The organism is Nocardioides panacis (genome assembly GCF_019039255.1).
Lineage (GTDB): Bacteria > Actinomycetota > Actinomycetes > Propionibacteriales > Nocardioidaceae > Nocardioides_B > Nocardioides_B panacis.
In genome coordinates this window covers 603,891-630,847 of sequence record NZ_CP077062.1, presented here as the reverse complement: position 1 = coordinate 630,847, position 26,957 = coordinate 603,891, and the positions used below count along the sequence as shown (strand labels likewise).

Genomic DNA, 26,957 nt, shown 5'->3' with positions numbered 1-26,957 from the left:
CGGGACCTAGGTCCTCAGCCGGCCGGGACCGTCCAGGTGACGACGGTCCCGTCGCCGGGTGCCGACTCGATCGAGCAGGTGCCCTCGAGGTCCTCGGCCCGCTCGCGGATGTTGCGGAGCCCGCTCTGCGTCACGTCCGGGGCGATGCCGCGGCCGTCGTCGCCGACGGTCAGCACCACCTGGCGGCCTGCCGCGAGGTGCACCCACGCCCGGGTGGCGTCCGCGTGCCGGGCGACGTTCGTGAGGGCCTCCCCCAGGACCGCGGCCAGGTGCGGGGCGGTCCGGGAGGACACGGCGCTGTTGACCGGGCCCTCGAAGCGCAGGGTCGGGGCGAACCCCAGCACCTTGGCGGCCCGCTCGACGAGGTCGCCGACCATCGCCCGCACGTCGGCGGAGTCGGCGGCGACGCTGAGCGCGAAGATCGAGCGCCGGATGTCCTTGATGGTCTCGTCGATGTCGTCGACGGCGGCGGCGACCCGGTCGGCGACCTCCGGCTGCTCGGCCACCCGGGCGGTGTTCTCCAGGCCGAGGCCGATCGCGAACAGCCGTTGGATGACCAGGTCGTGCAGGTCGCGGCCGATCCGGTCCCGGTCCTCGAAGACCGCGAGCTTCTCGCGGTCCTCCCGGCCCCGGTCGACCTGCAGGGCCAGCGCGGCCTGGGCGGCGAACCGCTCGGGCATCTGCACGTCGAGGCCGCGGAAGGCGGTCACCCGGTCGCGGGTCCACGCCAGGGTGAGCACGCCCTCGATGCCGTCGGGGGTCCGCAGCGGCACCAGCACCATCGGGCCGAGCGTCGGGGGCCAGTGGTCCGGCAGCACGTGGCGCGCGACCCGGTCGTCGGTCAGGACGTTCTCGACGACGACCGTCTCGCCCGTCGCGATCACCGTGCCGGCCAGGGTGGAGTGCACGCTCAGCGGCGCGTCCACCCCGGGCTCGGGGGTGGCCGCGCCGGAGATCACCTCGACCTCGAGGTGGTCGCCCTCGGCGCGCACCACCACCGTGGCCAGGTCGGCGGACGCGATCTGCCGGGCCCGGTCGGCCACCGTCTGCAGGGCGTCCACGCGACTGACCCCGCCGACCAGCGAGCCGGCGATCTCCGCGGTGGCCTCCAGCCACTGCTCGCGCCGGGCACCCTCCTCGTAGAGCAGGGCGTTCTCGATGACCACGCCGGCGGCCGCGGCCAGCGCCACGACGACCGCCTCGTCCTGCTCGGTGAAGTCACCGTCGCCGGCCTTCTCGGTGAGGTAGAGGTTGCCGAACACCCGGTCGCCGATCCGAACCGGGACGCCCAGGAAGGAGCGCATCTCCGGGTGGTGCTCCGGGAAGCCGTACGACGCGGCGTGCTCGGCGATGTCGTGCAGCCGCAGCGGCTCGGGGCGGTCGATGATCAGCCCCAGCAGGCCGTGCCCCGAGGGCAGGTCGCCGATCTGCTCCCCCTGCTGCTCGCTGATGCCGTGGTGGATGAACGCGCGCAGCGGCTGCTCGGAGCCGCCGCCCAGCACACCGAGCGCGGCGTACCTCGCGTCGGCGAGCTCGCTGGCGACCTGCACGATCCGGGCCAGCACGCTGTCCAGCGACAGGTCGGCGGCGATGCCCACGACCGCGTCGAGCAGCAGCCGCAGCCGACGCTGGTCCTGGACCACGCCGTCGACGCGGGCCAGCAGCTCGCGCAGCAGGTCGTCGAGGCCGGCCCCGGACAGCGGCGGCAGCACGGACGACGGGCTCGGTGGCCCCTCGTTGCTCGACGAACCCATCGCGCTCCCTCGTCCGGTCTCCGGTCCGCATCCTAGTCAGCCGTCACGGGACCTTGGTCCCTGTGTGCAGGACCGTCCTCCCTGGCGGGTGCGGCCGGGCGGCTCGCACGATGGAGGTCCGGAGAGCGAAGGAGCACACCATGACCACCCAGACCAGCACCAGCCGTGCGGGCAGCACCCCCACCGGCCGCGCGCGGATCGCCGTCGGCCTGGAGCTCGCGGACCAGAGCACCGGTGCGGTGCTGTGGGCGAGCGCCGAGGCGGCCCGGCACCACGACCTGCTGCAGGTGGTCAGCGCGTGCCCGACCCTGGTCGGTCCTGCTCCGGGGAGCGCCCAGGTCTACGTGGGCGGGGACACCGAGGCCACCACGCGCGAGTCGATGACCCGGCTCACCAACCGGCTCGGCGCCGACGTCGCGACGCTGCCGCCCAAGGTCACCGCCGGGTCCCCCACCGCGGTGCTGCTCGACGCGGCCGGGGAGGACACCCGGATGCTCGTCGTCGGGCGGCGCGGGCTGCACACGCTGGGGCGCGCGCTGCTCGGCAGCACGTCGATCGCGCTGGCCGGCCGCTCCCCCGTGCCTGTGGTGGTGGTGCCCGACAGCTGGACGCCGTCGAGCCACGCCTCGGCGCCCGTCGTGGTCGGCACCACCCTCGGTGACGACAGCGACACCGCCGTGCTGCGGTTCGCGCTCGAGCAGGCCCGCGGGCTGCGCGTCCCCTGCGTCGTCGTGCACGCCTGGGAGATCCCGGCCCTCTACGGCTGGTCGCCCACCGACATCGCCGACTTCCGCAGCCGGATCACCGCGGCCCTCGAGGAGCACCTGGTCCCGTGGCGCGAGGAGTACGACGACGTCGAGGTCGTCGCCACCACCGCGGCCGAGCGGGCCTGCGACGCGGTCCTCGACGCCGGGAAGGTCGCCCAGCTCCTGATCGTGGGCCGGCACACGCCCGCCTCGCGGCACCGCGGGCTCCGCCTCGGGTCGACGGCCCGCGCGGTGCTGCACCGTGCCGACACCCCGGTCGCCGTCGTGCCGCTCTCCACCACCGCCCGCACCGAGCCCACCTCCGCGCGGCCCTCGGGCGACGCGTGGGGACCGATGATCTAGGAGCCCACCATGACCACCTCACCAGGATGGGTGCACGGCCGGATCACCGAGCTCGACCGCGCCGAGTGCCTCGAGCTGCTCACCGGCCGGTCCGTCGGCCGCGTCGCGTTCTGCACCGCCGACGGGCCGGTGGTGCTCCCGGTCAACTTCGTGCCGTACGAGGGCGGGGTGCTGTTCCGCACCGCCCCGCACAACTCGATCGCGCAGCACCTGAACGGCAGGCCCGCGTGCTTCGAGGTCGACGAGGTCGACGACTTCACCGAGTCCGGCTGGAGCGTGCTGGTGCGCGGCACGGCCGGGTTCGTCGACGACGTGCACGCGCTGCTGCGCGACGAACGTCCCGTGCCGTGGGCCGAGGGCACCCGGTCGTTGTTCGTCCACGTGCCCGGCACCTCGGTGACCGGCCGTCGGCTGTTCCCGGGCTGAGGCCCTCGAGCGGCTCACCGCAGGCTCAGAGGGTGCGGTTCACCGGCGACCCGGTCGTCGGCGGCCAGTCGTTGCCGAGCCGCCGCCCGGTCAGCTCCAGGACGGCGACGCGGAGCACGACCTCCCGCTCGCCGCCGGCCCACGGCCGCGGGGACCACTCGCGGGCGATGCGTTCCAGGTCGGCGGCGTCGACGACCCGGCTCACCCGGCCGACGGCCAGCACGCTCCAGCCCTGGTGCCGGTCGTAGTCGACGTGGTCCACCTCGAACGCGACCAGCGGGCCCGCCGGCGCCGCGCCCCGGTCCGCGAGACCGGCGAGCTCGGAGCCCTCGGCCGTCCGCAGCACCACCGCGTCGCCGTCCATCGCGTAGTTCACCGGGTGGATCCGCGGGCCGGCGCCCGCGTCGAAGCCGACCCGGCCCACCACGTTGGCGGCCAGCAGCCAGCGGCACTCGGCGTCGGTCAGCCGGATCAGCTCGGGCACGGTGCTCCCTGGACGGCCACCGGGCAGGTCGCGTGGTGCGGCACCTTGCGGCAGCGCAGGTGCCGGTGGCTGCGGTCCCGGGACTCCCCTGCCGCCCACTCGACCGCCGCGAGGTTCCGCTCCGACCCGTCGACCCCCACGACCACCCGTACGGCGTGCTCGTTCCGCTGCATGACCGTCCTCCTCGCGCGCCGGTACCCGTCCTCCCCAGCGTGGCGGGGACGGTCGGCGCCGCCGAGGGCCATCGGTAGGCCCTAGTCGTGGCGAAGGTCCCTTCCGACGCGGGCGGAGGGCGCCCAGGCTGGGGGCAGAGCCAGAGGAGGCCGCCATGAGTTCCGACCGGTCCGGCACCGTGGTCGTCGGCGTGGACGGGTCTGCCGCCAGCGTCTGCGCGCTCGTCGCCGGGCTGCTCGAGGCCCGGGACCGCGGGCTCGTCGTCGAGGTCGTGACCGCCTGGTCGTGGCGGGACCCCGGGCACCACGACGGCGGCTTCGTGCTCTCGCGGGCCGCGCGGCGCCGGGCCCTGCGCGCCCAGTCCGCGGTGGCCGCACGGGCCGCCCGGGTCGTGGGCGTCCAGCCCCCGGTCACCGCCGTGATCGTCGAGGGGCAGCCCGCCGACGTGCTGGTCCGCGCCGCCGAGGGCGCCGCCCTGCTGGTGCTCGGCGCGACCGAGCGCCCGTGGGGCGCGGAGCGGTCGCGGGCCTCGGTGCGCGAGGAGTGCCTGCGCTCGGCCGGCTGCCCCGTGCTGGTCGTGCCCGAGGCGCCGTTGCCGCCGTCCCCGTCGTCGTACGACGAGCTGCACACCAACCTCGTCGACGTACCACCGAGAGGAGTCAGCCATGCTGGTCCGTGAGGTCATGACCCAGTGGCCGATCACCGTGCACCCGGAGACGTCGACGAGAGAGGCGCTGCGCCGCCTCGACGAGCACACCATCACGGCGATGCCGGTCGTGCGGCCGGACGGCCGCATCGTCGGCGTGGTCAGCGAGGCCGACCTGGTCCGGGACGCGGTGGCCGGCGACCCGCGCGGCCACCTGGACATCAGCCGGGAGCCCGCCCAGCCGTCCCGCCCCGGGACGGTGGGCGAGGTCATGAACCACCACCCCGTCACCGTGGGCCCGCAGCTCGACGTGGCCGAGGCCGTGGAGCTGATGACCAGCACCTCGGTGAAGAGCGTCCCGGTCGTGGACGACGGGCTGCACGTCCTGGGCATGCTCAGCCGCCGCGACGTGGTGCACGTGCTCGCCCGCGCCGACGAGCGGCTCGAGCGGGAGATCGACGACCTGTACCGCGCCGTCGGGATGGACTGGACGGTCGCGGTGCAGGACGGCGTGGTCACCGTGGACGGACCGGTGGGAGACAGGGCCCGGGCGCTCGCGGAGACCCTGGCGGCGACCGTCCCGGGGGTCAGCGGGGTGCGGGTCACCCAGCCGTTCTGACCCAGCCGTGCCGGATGCGGGTCCTGACGGCTGTCGGTGCCCGGGACCATACTGGCGAGCATGGAGAAGCTCACCAACCAGCAGATCCTCGACGCCGGCCTGACCGACTGGCGCAGGCTCTCCCAGGCCCTGTTCGCGCGGTTCCGCACCGGCGACTTCGCGACCGGCCTCGCGTTCGTCGCCGCCGTCGGCGAGGCGGCCGAGAGCGCGGGCCACCATCCCGACGTCACGCTGACCTACCCCCGGGTCGACCTGCGGCTGGTCAGCCACGACGTCGGGGCGATCACCTCGCGCGACGTCGACCTCGCCCGCCGGGTCAGCGAGATCGCCCGTGGCCTCGGGGTTCCCGCGGAGCCCGCGGGCCTGGCCGAGGTCGAGCTCGCGCTGGACACCGCCGACGTCGCCGCGGCCGGCCCCTTCTGGGCCGCGCTGCTCACCGGCAGCACCGACGCGCACCACGGTGACGACGTCGTCGACCCCACGGGGCAGGTCCCGCTGCTGTGGTTCCAGGACACCGACGCCCACGAGACGCCCCGCCAGCGCTTCCACCTCGACGTGTGGGTGCCGCACGACGTCGCCGACGAGCGGATCGCCGCCGCGGTCACCGCCGGCGGCCGGGTGGTCGACGACTCCGAGGCGCCCTCGTTCGTGGTGCTCGCCGACCCGGAGGGCAACCGGGCCTGCGTCTGCACGGTGCTCGGACGGTGAGCCACCGCCGACCGGCCGCTAGGACCGGATGCGCACCTCGTCGACGGGACGGCGCGGGGTCGGGTCGAGGCTGCTGCGGGTGGTCGGCAGCCAGCCGACGCGCAGCAGGATCTGCGGGAACGCCAGGTCCCCGAGGACGTCGACCTGCAGCTCGCGCCGGGTCTCGTCGACCTCGACGGCCTGGCTCAGCGGCAGCACCGACAGGTTCTCGCGGGTGGCCTGCAGCCAGACCGCGCTGAGCGCCTCCCCGGCCCGGACCCGGGAGATCGGGTCGTCGGAGGACGTGCAGACCAGCAGCATGCCGTCCTCGGCGTCGCCGGGGTCGACCTCGGGGTCGGCCAGCGCGCCGCCCGGGAAGCGCCGGTTCAGCGGGTCCGCGGTGTCGGCGCCGACCCGGGTGGGCACGTGCGTGACGGGCACCCCCTGGGCACCGGACGTGCCGGTCCAGGCGGCCAGCTCGGCGACGTACCTCTGGTTGCCGCGCTGCACCGCGTCGGCGCGCTCGGTGAGCCGGTGCAGGCGTTCGCGGGCCGCCTCGCCGGAGACCGGAAGCACCTGGGCGCCCCACACGCTGCCGGTCGACGACAGGCTGTTGAGGCGCTCGGCGGGCACCGGCCACGAGGACAGCCGGCGCCGGTCCGTACGTCGCTCCACGATCGCGCGCAGCAGCTCGGCGGAGTCGCTGGAGCTGCGCGCCCGGCGCAGCAGCACGGTCGCGACGTGCCGCTCGTCGCCGGGGTCGGGCAGCCGGCGCACCCTGGTCGCCCAGCCCCTCCCGGCGGCGGCGACCTGGAAGTGGTGCAGGGCGGCACCGCAGCTGAGCATCAGGTCGCGACGGGTCGGGTCGGCGTACACCAGCTGACGGCGGAAGTCGGCGTACAGCTCGACCAGGCCGCCCGCGACCCGCCAGGACCAGGGCTGGGTGTTGTGCACGCTGGGCGCGCGGCAGGCGAGCTCGAGGATCTCGTCGACCTCGTCGGGCGTGGGCGGCACCGGGTTCATGGGGACATCACCGGCTCCTCGACGGCCGCCTCGTCGCGGCCGGAGGTGCCCACGGCGGCCGGCGCCACGATGGTGACCGGGCAGGGCGACTCACGGATCACCGCACGCGTCACCGACCCGAGGTGGGTCAGCCCGTGCGCGGCGCCGCGCCGGCCGACGACGAGCAGCGTGCAGTGCCCGGCGCGCTCGACCAGGGCGTCGGCCGGGCGCTTGTGCACGACGTCGATCCGCACGTCCACGCTCGGGTGGGCCCGGCGGTAGGGCTGCAGCTCGACGTCGACGATCCGGCTCGCGGACTCCTCCCACTCGTCCTGGGCGACCCGGTCCACGATCACGTTGTCGTACATCGCCGGCACGAACCAGGCGTGCAGCACCCGCAGGGCGGCGTTGCGACGGTCGGCCTCGTCGAACGCGTGGGCGAGGAGGGCGCGGTGGTCACCGGAGCCGTCCAGGCCCACCAGCACCTCCGGTGGCCGGTCGGACGGAACCCACAGCTCGGGCACCGACACCACCGGTACGGCGGCCCGGCCGGCCATCCCGGCGCACACCGAGCCGGTGAAGACGCGGCGCACCTTGCCCTGCTGGCGGTGCTGGAGCACGACCCGGTCGGCGGTGAGGGACAGCTCGAGCAGCTGCTCGACGACCGGACCGCGGCGCAGCGTCCTGTCCACCGCGACCTGACCGCGCACGAGGTCCTCGGCGCGCTCGACCTGGGCGGTCAGCAGCTGCTGGGCGACGAGCGTGGCCGCCTCGAAGCTCACCAGCATCTGCTCCGGGAACATCCCCCCCGGCCGACGACGGCAGCACGTGCACGAGCCGGAGCGGGCGGTGCTCGCGCACGGCCTGCTCGGCAGCGAAGCGGAGCGCGGCGTCGTGGGCGTCGGAGTCGCCCACGGCGACGAGGATCGGGAGGCGCTCGTGAACGGTCATCCTGCTGTCCCGTCTGTGTGGTTGCCTCCAGGCTGCTGGGGGCGCCCGCAGACCTGGAAGGGCACAAGGTCCCGGCGGGCCGGGACGAACGTGGGGACGCGCGCCGGCCGGTGCGGCCGCCCTGCCCTGGGGACCTCCGGCGCCCGCGCGAGGGTCATTGGTCCCTGTCCGGCCGGTGTGCGCGCTCCCAGGATCGGGAGGGATCACTTCGACGAACCGGAAGGCAGGGCCGTGGACCCTCTCGACCTCGCACGCTGGCAGTTCGGCATCATCACCGTCTACCACTTCCTGTTCGTGCCGATCACCATCGGGCTCTCCGCGCTGGTCGCGGTCTGCGAGACGCTGTGGGTGCGCCGCGGGCACGAGCACTGGCTACGGCTGACGAAGTTCTTCGGGAAGCTCTTCCTGGTCAACTTCGCGCTCGGCGTCGCGACCGGCATCGTGCAGGAGTTCCAGTTCGGGATGAACTGGAGCGCCTACTCGCGCTTCGTCGGCGACATCTTCGGCGCCCCGCTCGCCATCGAGGGCCTGCTCGCGTTCTTCCTCGAGTCCACGTTCCTCGGCCTGTGGATCTTCGGCTGGGACCGGTTGCCGCGCGCGGTCCACGCGGGCTGCATCTGGGTGGTGCACGTCGGCACGCTGCTCTCGGCCTACTTCATCCTCGCCGCGAACTCCTGGATGCAGCACCCGGTCGGCTACTCCTACAACCCGCGCACCGGACGCGCCGAGCTCAACGACTTCGCGGCCGTGCTGTTCAACAAGGTCCAGCTCGTGACCTTCCCGCACACCGTGCTCGCCGCCTACCTCACCGGTGCGGCGTTCATGCTCGGCGTCGCACTGTGGCTGACGGTCCGTCGTACGACGCCGGCCGAGGACCTTCCGATGTACCGCACGGCGATCCGGCTCTCCTCGGTGGTGCTGCTCGTCGCCGGTCTCGGCGTCGCGGTCTCCGGGGACGTCTCCGGCAAGGTGATGACCGAGGTCCAGCCGATGAAGATGGCGGCGGCCGAGGCGCTCTACCACTCCGAGCAGCCCGCCTCGTTCTCGATCCTCACCATCGGGTCGCTCGACGGCAGCCAGGAGAAGTGGTCGGTGAAGCTGCCGGGCGTGCTGTCCTTCCTCGCCACCGGCACCTGGGACGGCCGGGTCGAGGGCATCGACGAGCTGCGCGCGCAGTACCAGCAGACCTACGGCGCCGACCCGGGCGCGGCCTACTACTCCGCCGGCGGCTACACGCCGGTGATCCCGGTGACCTACTGGAGCTTCCGGCTGATGATCGGGCTCGGCCTGGTGGCCGCCGCCCTGGCCGCGCTGGTGCTGTGGCGCACCCGCCGCGGCGGCGTCCCCGTCTCCCGCGGCTGGGCGTGGGTGGGGATCGCCCTGCCGCTGCTGCCGCTCGGCGCGAACTCGTTCGGCTGGCTGTTCACCGAGATGGGCCGGCAGCCCTGGTCGGTGTTCGGGCTGATGACGACCGCGAGCGCGGTCTCCCCCGGCGTCGGGGCCGGCGAGGTGCTCACCTCGCTGGTCACCCTCACCCTGCTGTACGGCGTCCTGGCGATCGTCGAGATCGGGCTGACGTTGAAGATCGTGCGCGCCGGGGCGGACCCCGCTCCGGTCGCGCCGACCGACGAGGGCGACCCGCGCGACCGGCCGCTCGCCTACGCCTACTGAGCCGACCGGACCGAGAACGAGGAGAACGCGATGGAACTGACCACTGTCTGGTTCGGCCTGATCGCCGTGCTGTGGATCGGCTACTTCTGCCTGGAGGGCTTCGACTTCGGGGTCGGCATGCTGCTGCCGGTGCTGGCCCGCAACGACACCGAGCGCCGGGTGATGATCAACACCGTCGGCCCGGTCTGGGACGGCAACGAGGTGTGGGTGCTGGTCGCCGGTGGGGCGACGTTCGCCGCGTTCCCGGAGTGGTACGCCACGCTGTTCAGCGGGTTCTACCTGCCGCTGCTGCTGATCCTCCTCGCCCTGATCGTGCGCAACCTGGGGTTCGAGTACCGCTCCAAGCGCGACGACGACGACTGGCGGCGGCGCTGGGACGTGCTGCTGGTGGTCGGCTCGTTCGTGCCCGCGCTGCTGTGGGGCGTGGCGTTCGCGAACATCGTGCGCGGCGTGCCCATCGACGCGGACAAGGAGTTCACCGGGAACCTGTTCACGCTGCTGAACCCCTACGCCCTCCTCGGGGGCGTGACCACGACCCTGCTGTTCCTCACGCACGGCGCGAACTTCCTGTCCCTCAAGACCGACGGCGAGATCCGGCACCGGGCCGGGGAGCTGTCCGTGCGGCTGGGTGCCGCGGCGGCGGTGGCCGCCGTGGCGTTCCTGGCGTGGACCCAGGCGCTCACCGGCAGCGTCGCCTCGGCCGTGCTGTTCCTGGTCGCCGCCGCCGCGCTCGTCGCCGGGCTGGTCGCGGCGCGGCTCGGCCGGGAGGGCTGGGCGTTCGTCGCGACGATGCTCACGATCGGTCTCGCGGTCGCGGGCCTGTTCGCGGCGCTGTTCCCCGACGTGATGCCGTCCTCGACGAACCCCGCCTGGTCCCTGACCACCACCAACGCCTCGGCGACGGACTACACGCTGACCGTGATGACCTGGGTCGCGGCGGTGTTCACCCCGCTCGTGCTGCTCTACCAGGGCTGGACCTACTGGGTGTTCCGGCAGCGCATCGCCACGCACCACATCCCGGTGCCCGTCGGATGAGGCCGCTCGACCCACGGCTGCTGCCGCTGCTCGGGCCGGCCTCCCCGTCGCTGACCGGGGTGGTGGCCGCGCAGCTCGTCGGCGGCGGCCTGCTGGTCGCCCAGGCGTTCGCGGTGGCGCACCTGCTGGTCGTCGTCGCGCACGGCCAGGTCGACCGGGTGCCGCTCGCCGCGGCGCTGGCGGTCCTGGTCGTCGCGGCCCGCGCGCTGGCGTCGTACGTCGCCGACCGGTGCGCGGCGCGCGCGTCGTCGACGGTGACCTCGCACCTGCGCCGCCGGCTGGTGGGAGCGGTCCTGGACCTGCCGGCGGACCGTCTCTCGCAGCAGCGCGGTGGCGAGCTGGCGCTGCTGGTCACCCGTGGCGTGGGCGCCGTGGACCCCTACCTGACCCGCTACCTGCCGGCGCTGGTCGTCGCGCTCGTGCTGCCGCCGCTGACCCTGGTGGCGATCGGCTCCCAGGACCTGCTGTCCGCGGCGATCGTGGTGGCCACGCTGCCGCTGGTGCCGGTGTTCGCGGCACTGGTCGGGCTGGCCACCCGCGACCGCGCCGAGCAGCAGTGGCGGAGCCTCGGCAGCCTGGCCGGGCACTTCGTGGACGTGGTGCGCGGGCTGCCCACGCTCGTCGTGCACCGTCGGGCCCGGGCCCAGTCCGGCACCATCCGGCGGGTCACCGACGAGCACCGCCGGGCCACGCTGGCCACCCTGCGGCTCGCGTTCGCCTCCTCCGCCGTGCTCGAGCTGGTCGCCACCTTGTCGGTCGCCCTGGTCGCGGTCACGGTCGGCGTGCGGCTGGCCGGCGGCTCCCTGGACCTGGGTACGGCGCTCGTGGTGCTGCTGCTGGCGCCCGAGGCGTACTGGCCGCTGCGCCGGGTGGGCGCCGAGTTCCACGCCGCGGCCGAGGGCACCGCCACGCTCACCGCGGCCCAGGACCTGTTCGACGACGTCCCCGCGGCCGCGCCCGACGCCGCCGAGGAGCCCCCCGCCTGGTCCGGGCTCACCCTGCACGACCTGCGGGTCCTGCGCCCCGGCCGCCGCGTCCCCGCCCTGGACCTGCCCGGCGAGACCGTCCTGCCCGCACGCGGCCTGGTCGCGGTGACCGGACCGTCCGGGTGCGGCAAGTCCACGCTGCTCGCCGTGCTCGCCGGCGAGCTGGCGCCCGAGACCGGACGGGGCACCGACGCGGCCCGTCGCCAGGTGGCCTGGGTGCCGCAGCGTCCGTGGCTGGAGGGCGGCACGGTCCGCGACCTGCTGCTGGTCGCCCGGCCGGGCGCCACCGACGCCGACCTCTGGGCGGCCCTCGCCCGGGTCGACCTGGACGGCCTGGTGGCCGGTCTGCCCGGGGGCCTGGACGCCGCGGCCGGGGAGGACGGGGCCCGCTTCTCCGGAGGCCAGCGTGCCCGGCTGGCCCTGGCCCGGGCGGTGCTCGCCCGCCGGCCGCTGGTCCTCGTCGACGAGCCGTCCGCGCACCTCGACCCCGCCACCGAGCAGGTGGTGGTGGACACCCTGACCTGGCTCGCCCGGACTTCCACCGTGGTGGCCGTCACGCACGCGCCGCGCCTGGTGGAGGCGGCCGACCGGGTGCTGCGGCTGCGGCCGGCCGCCGCCCGCGGGGTGGCCGCCGACGCCCCCAGGCCCGCTCCGAGGGTCCCCGTCCCGGTCCCGGCACGCCCCGTGCCGGACGAGCAGCCCGCTGCCCGGGGGACCTCGGGGGCGGGACGGTGGCGCTGGTCGGTGCTGCTCGGCGTGCTCGCCTCCTGCTGCGGCGTGGCCCTCACCGCCACGTCCGGCTGGCTGATCACCCGGGCCGCCGAGCACCCGCCGCTGCTGTTCCTGACGGTCGCGATCGTGGCCGTCCGCGCGTTCGGCATCGGCCGTCCGCTGCTGCGCTACGCCGAGCGGCTGGTCGGCCACGACAGCGCGCTGCGGATGCTCGCCGAGCGCCGGGTCGAGGTCTACGACACGCTCGTCCCGCTGACGCCGGGTGCGCTCGGCCGGCGGCGCGGCGACCTGCTGGCCGGCGTGGTCGACGACGTGGACGCCCTGCTCGACGACCGGCTGCGGGTGCGCTCCCCGCTGCTGTCCCTGGTCGGGGTGGGCGCGGTCGCCGCGGTCCTGGGCGGGGTGCTGCTCCCGGTCACCGGGTCGCTGGTCGCCGCGCTGCTCGCGATGACGCTCCTCGTCGCCCTGCTGGTCCGCGGCTCGGTGGCCCGGGCCGAGCGCGAGCTGGTCCGGGACCGGGCCGCGCTGTCCACCGAGGTGGTCGCGGTCGTCCAGGGTGCCCGCGACCTCGTGCTCTGGCAGGCCGGACCGCAGGCGGTGCGCCGGGTCGACACCCTCGGCGCCGCCCTCGCCTGGGCCGTACGACGGTCCGCGGAACGGGTCGCGCTCGGACGCTCGGCCGTCCTGGTCGCGGCCGGCCTCACGGTCGCCGCGCTCGCCGCGGCCACCGCCCCGGCGGTCGCGGCGGGACGGCTCCCGGCGGCCACCGCCGTGGCGCTGGTGCTGCTCCCCCCTGGCCCTGCTCGACGTGCTGCTGGTCGCCCCCGACGCGGCCGCGACCGCGGTGCGCACCCGGGCGGCGACGGACCGGCTCGCGGCGCTGGCCGACACGCCCCCGGCGGTCACGGGTCCCGCCTCCCCTGCTCCGGCCGCCCCCGCCCCGGAGGGCCTGGTCACGCACCGGCTCTCCGGCGGCTGGGGCGCGCCGGTGTTCTCCGGTCTCGACCTGGACGTGCCCGCGGGCACCCGGGTGGGCGTCGTCGGCCCGTCCGGCTGCGGCAAGTCCACGCTGGCCGCGACCCTGGTCCGGTTCCTCGACCCGCAGCATGGCGCGGCCCGGCTCGGGGGCACCGACCTGCGCGAGCTGGACCTCGACGACGTGCACCGGCTGGTCGGTCTCGTCGACGACGACCCGCACGTGTTCGCGTCCTCGGTGGCCGAGAACGTCCGGCTGGCCCGGCCGGGCAGCGCCGACGACGAGGTCGAGCGGGTGCTCCGCCAGGTGTCCCTGGGCCCGTGGCTGGACGCGCTCCCGCAGGGCCTGCACACGATGGTCGGCGACGGCCACGCGGACGTCTCCGGTGGCGAGCGCGCCCGCCTCGGGCTGGCCCGGGCGCTGCTGGCCGACCACCCGGTCCTGGTGCTCGACGAGCCCACCGCGCACCTCGACGCGTGCACGGCCCACGACGTCGCGCGCGACGTGCTCCGGGCCACCGAGGGCCGCTCGGTCGTCTGGGTGACGCACGACGACGTCGCCCTCGACTCGATGGACCGGGTCGTCGACCTCGCGGCGCACGCCGTGCCCTGAGCGACGTACCCGCGCGGGTGCTGGACGCTCGGCCTGGGTGGCGGCGGACCTGGCCGGCTGGGTCGCCGCGATGGCGCTGATCATGGTCGATGCCTGTCTCGGCTGGTTCGCCCCGTCGCTGAACGGTCTGCGGGTGACCGGCCGTCGCACCGGGCGGGTGGTCGAGCTGCCGGTGATGTACGCCGAGCAGGCCGGCTGCTCTGGGTCGCCGCCGGGGGGGCTGCCGTCCCTCACACCTGACCGTGCGCGTTCGGTCCCCGGCCGAGGAAGCGCCGCGGGTCCTGCGAGGCCCGCGCGCCGGCCGCCAGCCAGGCCTGGAAGGCCTCCGGGTGCCGGCGCTCGATCTCGTCGAGGTAGATCGCCCGCATCCCGACGACCCGCATCCGGGCCTCCTCGCTCCGCGCCCGCTGCAGGGCCACGAAGCTGCTGCACCAGGCGCGGCAGAGGTCGTCGTCCCCCATCACGTCCGGGACCACGAACGACTCCGCCTCGTCGGCCGGCAGCGGGGCGGGCGGCGGCGGGTCCGCGACCGGCTTCCGCGTCGTACGACGGGCGGGCGGGGGCGGCGCGGGGGCGGGCGGTGCGGGGACGGCGTCGCGACCGAGCAGCACGCGCACCCAGCGGAGCAGGTCCGGTGAGGTGACCAGGCACAGGCCGACGGGCCAGGCGGCTGCCGGGCCGAACGTCACCGACAGCCCGACCAGGGCGACCAGCAGACCGCCGCCCACCAGGCCGCCCAGGAACATCCGGCGCAGCAGATCGGCGCCGGGCAGCTCCTCGGGCTCGAACGCGATCGTGACCAGCATGCCCATGGTCGAGGCGGACAGGAACAGGGCGATCGAGGCCAGCGCGCCGGGCTGGTGCAGCGCGGCGATCAGCCCGGCGGCGATCAGCGTCCCCGTCGCGAGGGTCCAGACCCGGTCGTGGACCCGCCGTGCCCGGGGCCCGGTCGGCTTCATGGTTCCAGGGTGGACCGGAACCTGGCGGAGCGACAGGGTCCGTTGGTCCTGGACCAGGCAGGACTTCGGCCCTTCCCGGGCGACCCGACAACCGCCACGATGGAGCACTTGTTGCCGTCGTCCGTCCGGCAGCGGAGAGGCACGACATGAGCAGGCCCGACCGCACCACCAGCACGATCTCCGGACGTCCCCTGGGGAAGACCGAGCTGCGACGCATCGACGCCTGGTGGCGGGCCGCGAACTACCTGTCGGTCGGCCAGATCTACCTGATGGGCAACCCGCTGCTGCGCGAGCCGCTGGCACCCGAGCACGTCAAGCCGCGGCTGCTCGGCCACTGGGGCACCACCCCCGGCCTGAACTTCCTCTACGCCCACCTGAACCGGGCGATCATGGCCCGCGACCTGGACACCATCTACGTCATCGGGCCCGGGCACGGCGGTCCCGGGCTGGTCGCGTCCGCCTGGCTGGAGGGCACCTACTCCGAGGTCTACCCGGACATCACGCGGGACGCCGACGGCATGCGCAAGCTGTTCCACCAGTTCTCCTTCCCCGGCGGCATCCCCAGCCACGTGGCCCCCGAGACCCCCGGGTCGATCCACGAGGGCGGCGAGCTCGGCTACGCCCTCTCGCACGCCTACGGGGCGGCGTTCGACAACCCCGACCTGGTGGTCGCGGCGGTCGTCGGCGACGGCGAGGCGGAGACCGGCCCGCTGGCGACGAGCTGGCACTCGAACAAGTTCCTGGACCCGCGCCGCGACGGCGCGGTGCTCCCGATCCTGCACCTCAACGGCTACAAGATCGCCAACCCCACGGTGCTCGCCCGGATCCCCGAGAGCGAGCTGCTGTCCCTGCTGCGCGGCTACGGCCACACACCGTACGTCGTCTCCGGCTCCGACCCGGCCGAGATGCACCAGGCGTTCGCGGCGACCCTCGACCACTGCCTCGACGAGATCCGCGACATCCAGCAGGAGGCCCGCGGCAGCCGGAGGAAGACCGCCGCCCGCCCGCCCTGGCCGATGATCGTGCTGCGGTCCCCCAAGGGCTGGACCGGCCCCAAGGAGGTCGACGGGAAGCGGATGGAGGGGAGCTGGCGGTCCCACCAGGTGCCGTTCGCGGACGCCCGCGGCAACGACGCCCACCGGGCGGTCCTGGACGGCTGGCTGCGCAGCTACAAGCCCGAGGAGCTGTTCGGCGCGGACGGCGCACCGGTCCCGGACGTCGCGGAGCTGCACCCCGCCGGCGACCGCCGGATGAGCGCCAACCCGCACGCGAACGGCGGGCTGCTGCTGCGCGACCTGCGGATGCCGGACTTCCGCGACTACGCCGTCGAGGTGGCCGTGCCCGGCACCGGCGCGGTGGAGTCCACCCGGGTGCTGGGCACCTTCCTGCGCGACGTGATGGCCGCGAACATGACGAGCTTCCGGCTGTTCTCGCCCGACGAGAACAGCTCCAACCGGCTGCAGGACGTCCTCGAGGTCACCGACCGCACCTGGAACGCCGAGACCCTGCCGGACGACGACCACCTCGGCGTCGACGGCCGCATCATGGAGATCCTCTCCGAGCACACCGTCGAGGGCTGGCTCGAGGGCTACCTGCTCACCGGCCGGCACGGGTTGTTCTCCTGCTACGAGGCGTTCATCCACGTCGTCGACTCGATGTTCAACCAGCACGCCAAGTGGCTCAAGGTCACCAACGGCATCCCCTGGCGACGCCCGGTCGCCTCGCTCAACTACCTGCTGACCTCGCACGTGTGGCGCCAGGACCACAACGGGTTCTCCCACCAGGACCCGGGCTTCATCGACCATGTGGTGAACAAGAAGGCCGGCGTGATCCGGGTCTACCTGCCCGCCGACGCGAACACGCTGCTGTCGGTGGCCGACCACTGCCTGCGCAGCCGGCAGTACGTCAACGTGATCGTGGCCGGCAAGCAGCCGGCGCTGCAGTACCTCACGATGGACCAGGCGGTCGTGCACGCCACCAAGGGCATCGGCATCTGGGACTGGGCCGGCACCGACCACGGTCAGGAGCCGGACGTGGTGGTCGGCTGCGCCGGGGACGTGCCCACCATGGAGGCGCTGGCCGCCGTCGCGCTGCTGCGCGACTTCTTCCCGGACCTGCGGATCCGGTTCGTCAACGTGGTGGACCTGATGCGCCTGCAGAGCGAGAGGGAGCACCCGCACGGACTCTCGGACGCGGACTTCGACTCGCTGTTCACCAAGGACAAGCCGGTGATCTTCGCCTACCACGGCTACCCCTGGCTGATCCACCGGCTGACCTACAAGCGCACCAACCACCGCAACCTGCACGTCCGTGGCTACAAGGAGGAGGGCACCACGACCACGCCGTTCGACATGGCGGTGATGAACCAGATCGACCGGTTCAACCTGGCCATGGACGTGATCGACCGGGTCGACCGGCTGCAGGCCACCTCCGGGTCCGCCCGCGAAGCCCTGAAGAACAAGCTCATCGAGCACCGGATCCACGTCCGCGCGCACGGCGAGGACCTGCCGGAGATCCGTGAGTGGCAGTGGCAGCCGGCCGACCCGGCCGACCCGGCCGACCCGGCCGAGTGAGGGTCAGGGCTTGAAGACGACCTTGATCGTCCCGTCGGCCTTCTTCTGGAAGTTGTCGTAGGCCGCCGGGGCCTCGCTCAACGGCACGCTGTGGGTCACGAACTGCTCGGTGCCGAGCGGGTCGGCGTCGTCCACGAGCAGCGGCATGATGTCGTCGACCCAGCGCTTGACGTTGGCCTGGCCCATCCGCAGCTGGATCTGCTTGTCGAACATCGTCATGACCGGCATCGGGTCGCTCTGGCCGCCGTACACGCCGATGATCGAGACCGTCCCGCCGCGGCGCACCGCGTCGATCGCGGTGTACAGCGCCGTCATCCGGTCCAGGCCGACCCGGCTCATGATCGGCGCGCTGAGCTTCTGGGGCAGCGCGTTGAAGATCCGCTGACCCACCTCGGCGATCGGCGACCCGTGGGCCTCCATGCCGACGGCGTCGATGACCGAGTCGGCGCCGCGGCCCTGGGTGCGGGAGCGGACCTCCTCGGCCACGTCGTCGACCGCGTTCAGGTCGATGACCTCGGCGCCGCGGCTCCGTGCCCGGGCCAGCCGCTCGGGCACCAGGTCGACCGCGATCACCCGGAACCCCTGGTGCAGCGCGATGCGGGTGGCCATCTCACCGATGGGCCCGAGACCGAGCACCAGCAGGGTGCCGCCGTCGGGGACGTCGGCGTAGGCCACCGACTGCCAGGCGGTCGGGAGCACGTCGGAGAGGAACAGGAAGCGCTCGTCGGCGGGACCCTCGGGGACCTTGATCGGCATGAACTGCGCCTGCGGCACGCGCAGCAGCTCGGCCTGCGCGCCGGGCACCTCGCCGTACAGCTTGCTGAAGCCGAACAGCGCGGCCCCCATGCCCTGGTCGCGGACCTGGGTCGTCTCGCACTGGGTGTACAGCCCGCGGTCGCACATCCAGCACGAGCCGCAGCAGATCTGGAACGGCAGCACCACGCGGTCGCCGACCTTGAGGTCGGTCAGGTCCTTGCCGACCTCCTCGACGATGCCCATCGGCTCGTGGCCGAGCACGTCGCCCTGGCCCATGAACGGGCCGAGCGTCTCGTAGAGGTGCAGGTCCGAGCCGCAGAGCCCGCTCGAGGTGATCCGCACGATCGCGTCGTTGCTCTCCTTGAGGATCGGGTCCGGGACCTCCTCCACGCGTACGTCGCGCCGTCCGTGCCAGGTCACTGCCTTCATGTTCGCTCCTCAGGTCGTCGGACCCGACCGGTACCCGTGAGGGAATCGTCAAACCGGGTTGGCGAAAGTCATCGCGAACGTCTCGTCACTCGGTCACTCGGTCACTCGGTCACCGCGGGCGAGCAGCCTGCCCGGGTGCAGCCGCGCGACGCGGGCGTGCGCGACGGCGGCCCGGGCGGCGTTCATCCCCGGCGCCCCGTGCACGCCACCACCGGGGTGTGCCGAGGCCGACCCCAGGTAGAGCCCCTTGATCGGCGTCTCCGCGCGACCCAGGCCCGGCACCGGCCGGAACACAAGCTCCTGGTGCAGCTGCGAGGTGCCGCCGTTGATCGACCCGCCGACCAGGTTGGCGTTGCGGGCCTCGAGCTCGTGGGGCCCGAGGATCCGGCGGCGGACCACGCGTGACCCGAAGCCCGGGGCCACCCGCTCGATCCGGGCCTGCATCCGGTCCGCGAACCGCTCCAGGTCGTCGTGCCCCCAGTCGCCGCGGATGCCCTCCTCGCCGGCGTCGCGGGTGACCTCCTGCGGGACGTGCGCGTAGGCCCACATCGACTCGGTCCCGGCAGGTGAGCGGGTCGGGTCGGTGGTGGTCATCTGGCCGGCCAGCAGGAACGGCGTGGCGGGCACGGCGTGCGCCGCGACCTGGCCGTAGGCCTCGGTCATCTGCTCCACGGAGTCCGCGACGTGCAGGGTGCCGGGTGCGTGCTCCGGGGTGGCGGCCCACGGCACCGGGCCGCTCAGCGCCCAGTCCACCTTGACCGTCGCCGGGTCCAGCTGGAAGCGGCGCATCGCGACCGCCGTACGGCGGGGCACGTCGTCGCCGAGGAGGTGGCCGTACAGGTGCGTGGCGGCGACGTCGGCCACCACGGCCCGGTCCGCACGGTGCCGCTCGCCGTGCTCGGTCCGGACACCGGTGGCGCGACCGGCGGCGACCTCGACCCGGGTGACCCGCGTCGAGCAGCGGATCTCCCCGCCGAGGCTCTCGATGCGCCGGGCCAGGGCGCGGCTCAGGTTGCCGGCACCGCCCTCCGGCACCGGGAAGCCGACCGTCTGGCCGAGCATCGTCATCAGCAGGCCCAGCAGCCCGGAGCCCGGCGAGTCCAGCGGGATGTCGGCGTGGCCGGCGTTGCCGGCGAGCAGCAGCCGCGCCGCGGTGCCGCCGAACCGCCCGGCCCCCAGGTCGGCCGCCGGGGTGAGCAGGGTCTTGACGAAGTCCAGGCCGCCCACGGAGCGGAGCCGGGCCAGCGTCGCGAGGCCCGAGCGGACCGGCGGGAACGGGCTGACCAGCGCGTGCACCAGCTGCTCGCCGATCCGGTCCCACTGCTCGCAGAGCTCCAGCCAGGCGGCGCCGTCACCGGGGTGGTCCCGGTCGATGAGGCCGGCCGTGACGTCCCGGTCCCGGTGCAGCAGGGCCCAACGGCCGTCGGGGGTCGGGTGCCCGAGGACGGCGGGCGCGTGGCACCAGCGCAGGCCGTGCTTCTCGAGCTCGAACGACTGGATCGAGGGCGACGCGGCGGCCAGCGGGTAGAACGCGCTGAACGTGTCGTGCACGAAGCCCGGCTCGACGTCCTCGGCGCTGCGCACCGCACCGCCGACCTCGGGCTCGGCCTCGAGCACCAGCACCGACCAGCCCTTGTCCAGCAGGTGGTTGGCCGCCACGAGACCGTTCGGGCCGGCGCCGACCACGACCGCGTCGTGGCTCACCGGGGGGTGCGCCCCTCGGCCACCATGGCGAGCCGCTTCAGCGTCTCCACGTTGCGCACCTTGATGGACGCGCCCTTCAACGGCTCCGGGACGAACCGGCCGGGACCGGACACCGCGTCCTCGGAGATCTCCACGAGCGTGCCCGCGCCCTGGGCGGTCAGCCGGACCTCCACCTCGGCCTCGCCGAGCGGCCAGCCCCGGGCCCGCAGCCGCAGCGACCGGCCCGGCTCGCAGGCGAGCACCTCGGTGTTGTCGTCGATGACCGCGGGCCAGACACCGACGGAGTGGTGGATCTTCGAGCCCACGGCCGGCCAGGCCTGCTCCACGTCGCGGATCCGGGTGGCGCCCACGACCCACAGCGGGTAGAGCCAGCCGTCGGCGAGCACCTCCCAGACCTGGTCCGGGGTGGTGTGCACGGTGCGTGTGTTGGTGACCATGCGTCCCGGTACCCGGGCGGCTCCTCCGCACACGTGCTGCCTGGCTCACAGGGCGGTCGCCCGGACCGCCCCGTCGGGCGCTGCTCCCGGGCGGTGGTGGCCGGCCGGCACGTCGTCGAGGAGCCCGAGGCCGGCCAGCACGCTCGGCAGCAGGGCCCGGGCGGTGCGCCGGTAGCCGGCCGCCGAGGGGTGGAAGCGGTCCGCGGCGAACATCTCCTCGGGGCGGGACAGGAACACCGGCCCGACGACGTGCGCCAGCGACACGGCGTACCCGTCGCAGCGCACCACGGCCTCGCGCTGGGCCAGCGCGAGCCGGCGCGACGCCTGGCGGCCGAGCTGCCGCAGCGGCTGCGGGACCGCGTGCAGCGCGCCCAGGTCCGGGCAGGTGCCGACGACCACCTGGCTGCCGCGCGCCCTCAGCGCCCGCACCGCGACCTCGAGGTGCCGCACGGAGTCCGCGAGCCGGACCCGGTGGATCACGTCGTTGCCGCCCACCACGACCACCGTGACGTCCGGGCGTACGTCGCCGGGCAGCCGGTCGAGCTGGCAGGCCAGCTGCCACGTCTCGGCACCGACCTCGGCCGAGCAGACCAGCCGCACCGACCGGTCCGCGGCCCGGGCCAGCTCCTTGGCCAGCCGCACCCCCAGGGTCTGGCGGCGCCGGTCGGCCCCCAGTCCCGCCGCGATCGAGTCGCCGAGCACCAGCAGGGTGAGCGGCCGGCCGCGTGAGCGCTGGTAGGTGCGGTCCACCTGGAAGCCGGCCTCGCCCAGCGGCTTGCCGATCGCGGCCCGGGCGGTCCGCGCCTGGGCCCGCAGCAGCTGCCAGGCACCGACCGACGCGACCGCCGAGGCGCTGACCAGCAGCCCCCCGGCCCGGCGCAGGTCCCCGGTCATGCGGCGCGACGGGGCCGGACGGGCCCGGCCGGGACGGACGGCCGCGCGAGCGGCAGGTAGTGCTCGGTGACCAGCCGGTCCACGAGGGCCTCCCAGGTCCGGCCCTGCACGGCCGCCCGGCCGGCTCGCCCCAGCGAGCGCCGCAGCAGCGGGTCCCCCGCCAGCCTCGCCACGGACCGGCGCAGCGAGCGCGGGTCGGCCGGGTCGTAGAGCAGCCCGGTGACCAGGTGCTCGACCAGGTCCAGCGGTCCGCCCGCCCCCGCCGCCACCACGGGCACGCCGCTGGCCTGCGCCTCCTGCACGGTCTGGCAGAAGGTCTCGTCCTCGCCCGGGTGCACGAACACGTCCAGGGACGTGAACGCCCGCGCCAGCTCCGGTCCCCGCAGCATCCCGGTGAACGTCGCCGCGGGCAGCAGCCGCTCCAGCCGGTGACGCAGCGGACCGTCGCCGACCACCACCACGTCGACGCCGGGGATCCGCGAGACCTCGGCCAGCCGGTGCAGGTTCTTCTCGGCCGCGAGCCGGCCCACGTAGCCGACCACCACCCGTTCGCCGGTGCCCGGGCCGGCCGCCCACCGCGCGTGCAGGTCGTCGCTGCGGTGCCGCGGGTCGAACAGCGCGAGCTCCACGCCCCGGCCCCACAGGTGCAGGCCGCCGACACCGAGCGCGGCGAGCTGCGCGCGGGACGCCGCCGACGGCACCAGGGTCCGGTCGGCCCGCCGGTGCAGCCCGCCGACCCACGCGTCCAGCAGCCCGCCGACGGGGACGCCGTACCGGTGCGCGAAGCCGGCCAGGTCGGTCTGGTAGACCGCCAGGGCGGGCACGCCGAGCCGGCGCGCCGCCCGCAGGCCGCACGCACCCAGCGACACCGGCGAGGCGAGGTGCACGAGGTCGGGCCGGAACCCGGCGAGCGCGGTGCCGACCCGGCGGTCGGGGAGCCCGAGCGCGAACGACCGGTAGCCGGGCAGGGTGGCCGACCGCACCCGGACGACGGGGGTGGGCCCGTAGTGGTCGGGACCGGGACCGGGCGCGACGACCAGGGCCTGGTGGCCGGTCGCGACGAGCCGGTCGACGACGTGCCGCACCGTGTTCGTCACGCCGTTGACCTGCGGGAGGAAGGACTCGCTGACCAGGGCGACTCTCATGCCCCCACGGTCGCGAGCGGCGGTGAACGGACGGCGACCGCACCGGAGGTGTCCGACGAATGCCGCCGGACGTCTCGGCGTCCGACGCGGCGGTCAGGACTCGCTGGCGGTGCCCTCCGGCCCGTCCGCGTCGTAGGGCATCTCGACCGCGAACAGGTGTGCCAGGCCGGTGATGTCGAACAGCTTGATGATGTCGGGGCTGGTCACCCGCAGCACCAGCGCCCGGTTCTCCGAGGTCATCCGCCGGTGCGCCTTGACGAGCACGCCGAGGCCGGCGGAGTCGATGTAGGTGACGTCCTTCATGTCCACCACGACGGTCTCCGCCTCGGAGTCGGTCGCCTTGTCGAGCTCGTTCTCGAGGACGTCCAGGGTCGCGTAGTCGATCTCTCCACGACCCACGAGGGTCAGCACCTGGCCGTCGCTCGTGCTGTCCACCTTCAGGTCCATCTGACACCTCTCGTCTGAGGGCCCCGGACTCACCCGGCCTCGTCGCCCCGCACGATCCTACGAGTTCTCCCCGGCGGTGCGGGACTCCGGGACCGTCGTGCCGGAGACTGGGGGGGTCCGCGTGGCACAGTGCGCGGACCGACGGAGGGGGACGGCCATGGAGTGGCTGATCGGCGCGCTGCTGGCCGCGGGTGCCGGCACGGGCGGGCTGCTGGGCCTCCGGCAGCACCTCGTACGGCGCCGGGGCCGGCGGGCGGACGACGAGGAGCTGCTGGCCGCGCAGGCGATGGCCGACGAGGACACCACGCTGCTCGGTGAGCAGCTCCAGCGGGTCGAGGCGCCGGTCGGGGCGATGGACCCCGCGACCCGGCTGGCCTACCAGAGCGCGTTGGACGCCTACGAGTCCGCGAAGCGTGCCGTGCCACGGCTGCGCAGCGCGGACGCGGTGAGCACGGTCGTGGACACCCTGTCGACCGGGCGCTACGCGCTGGCGTGCGTGGAGGCGCGGCTCGCGGGACGACCGGTGCCCGAGCTGCGGGTGCCGTGCTTCTTCAACCCCCAGCACGGCCCGTCGGTCCGCGACGTGGTGTGGACCTCCGCGGTCCGCGGCACCCGGACCGTCCCGGCCTGCGCGCAGGACGCCGCCCGCGTGGCCCGCGGCGAGTCGCCCCCGGTCCGCCAGATCCGGGTGGGCTCGACGCTGGCGCCGTACTGGGAGGCGGGTGTCGCCTACCTGCCCTACGGCGAGAACTACTTCAACGCGGCCGTCCTCGAGTCCGGTCACCACCAGCACGGCACCGACAGCGGCGGCATCGGCTACGGCGGGCTCTGACCCGTCCGGACCGTCAGCCGCGCGGCGCCCAGCCGAGGGCGGGACCGAGCCGGGTCGCCATGTCGGTGAGGATCTGCACGTAGTCGTCGTGGTCGAAGGTGAACGGCAGCGCGAACGCCACCTCGTCGACCTCCCGGAACGCGGCCCGCGCGTAGAGCCGGTCGGCGATCTCCTCCGACGTGCCGACCAGGTCCGGGGCGAACAGCAGCCGGGCGGGCCCCTGCGGCGTGGCCGTGCGGGCCAGCCGGGAGGCGGCGTACTCCTCGTACTTCGCGCGCTGCGCCGCCGACGCGGTGTCGGTCGGCACCACCACGAGGCCCTGCGACACGCGGGCCCGCCCGCCGGCCGGGTGGTGGGCGCGGAACGTGCGCACGTGCGACCGCTGGATCGCGTCGAACTCCTCGCCCGCCTCGGCCTTGACCACGCTGCTGGTCAGCAGGTTCAGGCCCTGCTCGCCGGCCCACTGCGCCGAGCGCAGGCTCGCGCCGCCGTACCAGAGCCGGTCGGCGAGGCCCGGGGAGTGCGGCTGCACGCGGTCGGAGAAGGTCTCGATGCCGACCTGCCCGCTGAAGCCCGTCACCGCCTCGCCCTCGAGCATCCGCAGCAGTCGCTCGACGCGGCTGTAGCCGAAGTCCTCGGCGTCCGCGGTGTCCGGGTAGAGCGCCTCGCGCACGTCCTCCCAGCGCATCGGCGGACCGATGCTGACCCCCGGGTTGAGCCGTCCGCCGGAGAGCAGGTCGACCGTGGCCAGGTCCTCCGCCAGCCGCAACGGGTTCTCCCAGCCCACCGGGATGACCGCGGTGCCCAGCTCGATGCGGCGGGTCCGCTGGGTGGCGGCGGCCAGCACGGCGACCGGCGAGGAGATGCCGTGCTGGAGGTGCCGGTGGCGCAGCCACGCGCTGTCGAACCCCAGCCGCTCCCCCAGCTCGATGATCGCCAGCGTCGACTCGTGGCCGGGCCCGGGGTCGTCGCCGTCGAACAGCCCGATGGTCAGGAACCCCAGCCGGGACAGCGGTGTCGAGCGGTCGGGCACGGCGGTTCCTCCTGGTCTGCGACGGTCCCGCCGAGCCTATCCGGCCCCCGATCCCCGGCCCCGACCCTGAGACCGGCCCCGGGGTCCGGGTGGGGGTCGGTTCAGCGGCTTCCCTGATGTGCCGGGGTCCCTCGCCGGGCCAGGCTTCTCGGCATGATCAAGGTCGAGAACCTCACCAAGAAGTACGGCGCCACCACCGCCGTCGACGACATCTCCTTCACGGCCAGGACCGGGCGCGTCACCGGCTTCCTCGGTCCCAACGGCGCCGGCAAGTCGACGACCCTGCGGATCATGGTCGCCCTGACCCCGCCCACCTCCGGCTCCGCCACCGTCAACGGGCAGCGGTTCCCCGACCTGCCCAACCCGGGCGTCGAGGTCGGTGTCCTGCTCGACGCCTCGGCGCAGCACGCCGGGCGCACCGGCCGCGAGATCCTCACCCTCGCCCAGCGCACGATGGGCCTCCCGTCCGGCCGGGTCGAGGAGATGCTGGACCTCGTCGGGCTCACCCGCACCGAGTCCGAGCGCCGGGTCCGCAACTACTCCCTCGGCATGCGGCAGCGGCTCGGGATCGGGACCGCCCTGATCGGCGACCCCGGCGTGCTGATCCTCGACGAGCCCGCCAACGGGCTCGACCCCGGCGGCATCCGCTGGATGCGCGACCTGCTGCGCGACTTCGCGAACCGGGGCGGGACCGTCCTGCTCTCCTCGCACCTGCTGCACGAGATCGAGGTCGTCGCCGACGACATCGTGGTGATCGGCAACGGCCGGATCGTCGCGCAGGGCACCAAGGCCGAGCTGCTGCACACCGCGGGCACGCTGGTCCGCGCCACCGACCTCGACCGGCTCGGGCGGGTGCTCGCCGGCGCCGGGATCGTCGCGACGGCGGCCGGCGACGGGTCGCTGCGCACCGAGGCGGCCCCCGACCGGGTCGGCGAGGTCGCCCTGGCGGGCGGCGTCCCGCTCACCGAGCTGCGCAACGCAGACGGCGCCGGGCTCGAGGAGATGTTCCTCGAGCTCACCGCGGACACCCAACGAGAAGGAGCAGCAGCATGAGCGCCCTGGCAGTCGAGAACGTCCCGCAGGCCCGGGCGGTCCCCCGGTCCGTCCCGATGACCCGCGTGGTCTCCGTCGAGCTCCGCAAGATGTTCGACACCCGCTCCGGCTTCTGGCTGATGGCGAGCATCGTGATCGCCTCGCTGCTCGCCACCGGCGCGGTCATCGCGTTCGCCCCGGACTCCGAGCTGACCTACTCCACGTTCGCCGCCGCGATCGGCTTCCCGATGGCGGTGATCCTGCCGATGATCGCGATCCTGTCGGTCACCAGCGAGTGGAGCCAGCGCAGCGGCCTGACCACCTTCACGCTGGTCCCGCACCGTGGCCGGGTGATCGGCGCGAAGCTGGTCTGCGCCGTGTCGGTCGGGGTCGTCTCGATGCTCGTCGCGTTCGGGGTCGGCGCCCTGGGCAACCTGCTGGGTACGGCGGTCACCGGCACGCCCCGGGTCTGGGACGCGTCCCTCACCGACCTGGCCTACATCGTCCTCGGCAACGTCCTGGGCCTGCTGATCGGCTTCATGCTCGGCGTGCTGGTCCGGAACTCCTCCGGCGCGATCGTGGCCTACTTCGTCTACTCCCTGGTGCTGCCCCCGCTGACCGGACTGCTCGCGGCCACGCAGGGCTGGTTCCGCGACCTGCAGCCGTGGGTGGACTTCAGCTTCGCGCAGGGCGCGCTGTTCAACGGCTCGATGACCGGCACCGAGTGGGCGCACCTCGCGGTAGCCGGCACGGTCTGGCTGCTGGCCCCGCTCACCGCCGGGCTCGTCCTGGTGATGCGCTCCGAGGTGAAGTAGGGCGTTCCGCCCCCCGCGAGGCGGTCGGTCCCCGGAC

At 74.4% G+C, this 26,957-nt stretch carries 26 protein-coding genes and 1 pseudogene; 13 read left to right on the top strand and 14 right to left on the bottom strand.

The features are described 5' to 3' along the window. Positions 1–14: 14 nt before the first annotated feature. Complete coding sequence (locus tag KRR39_RS03165) at positions 15–1,754, bottom strand: sensor histidine kinase (protein WP_216940713.1); 1,740 nt, start codon at positions 1,752–1,754, stop codon at positions 15–17. Between the two features lie 140 nt (positions 1,755–1,894). On the opposite strand from KRR39_RS03165, the gene KRR39_RS03160 reads away from it, so the two are divergent. Both KRR39_RS03160 and KRR39_RS03155 read left to right on the top strand, forming a co-directional pair. Next, positions 1,895–2,863: a universal stress protein gene (locus KRR39_RS03160; protein WP_216940712.1), complete on the top strand. Its 969-nt coding sequence runs from the start codon at positions 1,895–1,897 to the stop codon at positions 2,861–2,863. A 9-nt stretch (positions 2,864–2,872) separates the two neighbouring features. Continuing rightward, entirely contained in the window at positions 2,873–3,289 is a 417-nt protein-coding gene (locus KRR39_RS03155) for a pyridoxamine 5'-phosphate oxidase family protein (protein WP_216940711.1), read from the top strand. Positions 3,290–3,314: 25 nt separating this feature from the next. Here the strand turns inward: KRR39_RS03155 and KRR39_RS03150 are convergent, their stop codons facing one another. Continuing rightward, positions 3,315–3,773, bottom strand: a complete 459-nt coding sequence (locus KRR39_RS03150; protein ID WP_216940710.1) for a pyridoxamine 5'-phosphate oxidase family protein — start codon at positions 3,771–3,773, stop codon at positions 3,315–3,317. Continuing rightward, positions 3,761–3,946, bottom strand: coding sequence for a hypothetical protein (locus KRR39_RS03145; protein ID WP_216940709.1), 186 nt, complete (start codon positions 3,944–3,946; stop codon positions 3,761–3,763). Before KRR39_RS03145 ends, KRR39_RS03150 begins: the two co-directional genes overlap by 13 nt. A 155-nt stretch (positions 3,947–4,101) precedes the next feature. On the opposite strand from KRR39_RS03145, the gene KRR39_RS03140 reads away from it, so the two are divergent. Genes KRR39_RS03140 through KRR39_RS03130 form a run of 3 tightly spaced genes read left to right on the top strand, consistent with a single transcriptional unit; the run spans position 4,102 to position 5,920 of the window. Then, the gene (locus tag KRR39_RS03140; protein WP_216940708.1) at positions 4,102–4,626 is read left to right on the top strand and encodes a universal stress protein; all 525 of its coding nucleotides are present in this window, start codon (positions 4,102–4,104) and stop codon (positions 4,624–4,626) included. Beyond that, complete coding sequence (locus tag KRR39_RS03135) at positions 4,613–5,212, top strand: CBS domain-containing protein (protein ID WP_216940707.1); 600 nt, start codon at positions 4,613–4,615, stop codon at positions 5,210–5,212. The genes KRR39_RS03140 and KRR39_RS03135 overlap by 14 nt, the downstream gene beginning before the upstream one ends. 60 nt (positions 5,213–5,272) lie before the next feature. After that, on the top strand, positions 5,273–5,920 hold the full coding sequence (locus KRR39_RS03130) for a 4a-hydroxytetrahydrobiopterin dehydratase (protein WP_216940706.1): 648 nt from the start codon (positions 5,273–5,275) through the stop codon (positions 5,918–5,920). Positions 5,921–5,938: 18 nt separating this feature from the next. Here KRR39_RS03130 and KRR39_RS03125 read toward each other — a convergent pair whose 3' ends face one another. The 3 genes from KRR39_RS03125 to KRR39_RS25880 are packed head-to-tail and all read right to left on the bottom strand — an operon-like array spanning position 5,939 to position 7,852. After that, on the bottom strand, positions 5,939–6,922 hold the full coding sequence (locus tag KRR39_RS03125) for an Acg family FMN-binding oxidoreductase (RefSeq protein WP_216940705.1): 984 nt from the start codon (positions 6,920–6,922) through the stop codon (positions 5,939–5,941). After that, on the bottom strand, positions 6,919–7,458 hold the full coding sequence (locus KRR39_RS03120) for a universal stress protein (RefSeq protein WP_367303777.1): 540 nt from the start codon (positions 7,456–7,458) through the stop codon (positions 6,919–6,921). The genes KRR39_RS03125 and KRR39_RS03120 overlap by 4 nt, the downstream gene beginning before the upstream one ends. After that, the gene (locus tag KRR39_RS25880) at positions 7,358–7,852 is read right to left on the bottom strand and encodes a universal stress protein (RefSeq protein WP_367303704.1); all 495 of its coding nucleotides are present in this window, start codon (positions 7,850–7,852) and stop codon (positions 7,358–7,360) included. The genes KRR39_RS03120 and KRR39_RS25880 overlap by 101 nt, the downstream gene beginning before the upstream one ends. Positions 7,853–8,083: 231 nt before the next feature. Here KRR39_RS25880 and KRR39_RS03115 point away from each other — a divergent pair, with 231 nt between their 5' ends. The 4 genes and pseudogenes from KRR39_RS03115 to KRR39_RS25875 all read left to right on the top strand — a co-directional run bounded on the left by KRR39_RS03115 (position 8,084) and on the right by KRR39_RS25875 (position 13,864). Next, positions 8,084–9,523, top strand: coding sequence for a cytochrome ubiquinol oxidase subunit I (locus tag KRR39_RS03115; RefSeq protein WP_216940703.1), 1,440 nt, complete (start codon positions 8,084–8,086; stop codon positions 9,521–9,523). Positions 9,524–9,553: 30 nt separating this feature from the next. After that, positions 9,554–10,558, top strand: a complete 1,005-nt coding sequence (gene cydB, locus KRR39_RS03110) for a cytochrome d ubiquinol oxidase subunit II (protein ID WP_216940702.1) — start codon at positions 9,554–9,556, stop codon at positions 10,556–10,558. Then, positions 10,555–12,135, top strand: a pseudogene (gene cydD, locus KRR39_RS24260) (thiol reductant ABC exporter subunit CydD); the annotation flags it as partial. The gene cydB and the pseudogene cydD, both read left to right, overlap by 4 nt. Before the next feature lie 697 nt (positions 12,136–12,832). Then, positions 12,833–13,864, top strand: a complete 1,032-nt coding sequence (locus KRR39_RS25875; protein ID WP_367303776.1) for an amino acid ABC transporter ATP-binding/permease protein — start codon at positions 12,833–12,835, stop codon at positions 13,862–13,864. A gap of 230 nt (positions 13,865–14,094) precedes the next feature. Here KRR39_RS25875 and KRR39_RS03100 read toward each other — a convergent pair whose 3' ends face one another. Then, positions 14,095–14,823, bottom strand: coding sequence for a hypothetical protein (locus KRR39_RS03100; RefSeq protein ID WP_216940701.1), 729 nt, complete (start codon positions 14,821–14,823; stop codon positions 14,095–14,097). Positions 14,824–14,969: 146 nt separating this feature from the next. Here KRR39_RS03100 and KRR39_RS03095 point away from each other — a divergent pair, with 146 nt between their 5' ends. Then, positions 14,970–17,396, top strand: coding sequence for a phosphoketolase family protein (locus KRR39_RS03095; RefSeq protein ID WP_216940700.1), 2,427 nt, complete (start codon positions 14,970–14,972; stop codon positions 17,394–17,396). A 3-nt stretch (positions 17,397–17,399) separates the two neighbouring features. Here KRR39_RS03095 and KRR39_RS03090 read toward each other — a convergent pair whose 3' ends face one another. From KRR39_RS03090 to KRR39_RS03065, 6 genes are all read right to left on the bottom strand, one after another. Next, positions 17,400–18,581, bottom strand: a complete 1,182-nt coding sequence (locus tag KRR39_RS03090) for an alcohol dehydrogenase catalytic domain-containing protein (RefSeq protein ID WP_216940699.1) — start codon at positions 18,579–18,581, stop codon at positions 17,400–17,402. A 93-nt stretch (positions 18,582–18,674) separates the two neighbouring features. Further along, positions 18,675–20,285: a phytoene desaturase family protein gene (locus tag KRR39_RS03085; RefSeq protein WP_216940698.1), complete on the bottom strand. Its 1,611-nt coding sequence runs from the start codon at positions 20,283–20,285 to the stop codon at positions 18,675–18,677. Continuing rightward, on the bottom strand, positions 20,282–20,722 hold the full coding sequence (locus tag KRR39_RS03080) for an SRPBCC family protein (protein ID WP_216940697.1): 441 nt from the start codon (positions 20,720–20,722) through the stop codon (positions 20,282–20,284). Before KRR39_RS03080 ends, KRR39_RS03085 begins: the two co-directional genes overlap by 4 nt. 45 nt (positions 20,723–20,767) lie before the next feature. Next, positions 20,768–21,616, bottom strand: coding sequence for an SGNH/GDSL hydrolase family protein (locus KRR39_RS03075; RefSeq protein ID WP_216940696.1), 849 nt, complete (start codon positions 21,614–21,616; stop codon positions 20,768–20,770). After that, on the bottom strand, positions 21,613–22,761 hold the full coding sequence (locus KRR39_RS03070) for a glycosyltransferase family 4 protein (RefSeq protein WP_216940695.1): 1,149 nt from the start codon (positions 22,759–22,761) through the stop codon (positions 21,613–21,615). Before KRR39_RS03070 ends, KRR39_RS03075 begins: the two co-directional genes overlap by 4 nt. 93 nt (positions 22,762–22,854) lie before the next feature. Further along, positions 22,855–23,208, bottom strand: coding sequence for an STAS domain-containing protein (locus tag KRR39_RS03065; protein WP_216940694.1), 354 nt, complete (start codon positions 23,206–23,208; stop codon positions 22,855–22,857). A 157-nt stretch (positions 23,209–23,365) separates the two neighbouring features. Here KRR39_RS03065 and KRR39_RS03060 point away from each other — a divergent pair, with 157 nt between their 5' ends. Next, on the top strand, positions 23,366–24,040 hold the full coding sequence (locus KRR39_RS03060; protein ID WP_216940693.1) for a hypothetical protein: 675 nt from the start codon (positions 23,366–23,368) through the stop codon (positions 24,038–24,040). A gap of 13 nt (positions 24,041–24,053) precedes the next feature. Here KRR39_RS03060 and KRR39_RS03055 read toward each other — a convergent pair whose 3' ends face one another. Continuing rightward, complete coding sequence (locus KRR39_RS03055; protein WP_216940692.1) at positions 24,054–25,073, bottom strand: LLM class flavin-dependent oxidoreductase; 1,020 nt, start codon at positions 25,071–25,073, stop codon at positions 24,054–24,056. 153 nt (positions 25,074–25,226) lie between these two features. On the opposite strand from KRR39_RS03055, the gene KRR39_RS03050 reads away from it, so the two are divergent. After that, positions 25,227–26,126: an ABC transporter ATP-binding protein gene (locus tag KRR39_RS03050; RefSeq protein WP_216940691.1), complete on the top strand. Its 900-nt coding sequence runs from the start codon at positions 25,227–25,229 to the stop codon at positions 26,124–26,126. Continuing rightward, positions 26,123–26,920, top strand: a complete 798-nt coding sequence (locus tag KRR39_RS03045; protein WP_216940690.1) for an ABC transporter permease — start codon at positions 26,123–26,125, stop codon at positions 26,918–26,920. Before KRR39_RS03050 ends, KRR39_RS03045 begins: the two co-directional genes overlap by 4 nt. The last annotated feature ends 37 nt before the right edge of the window (positions 26,921–26,957 follow it).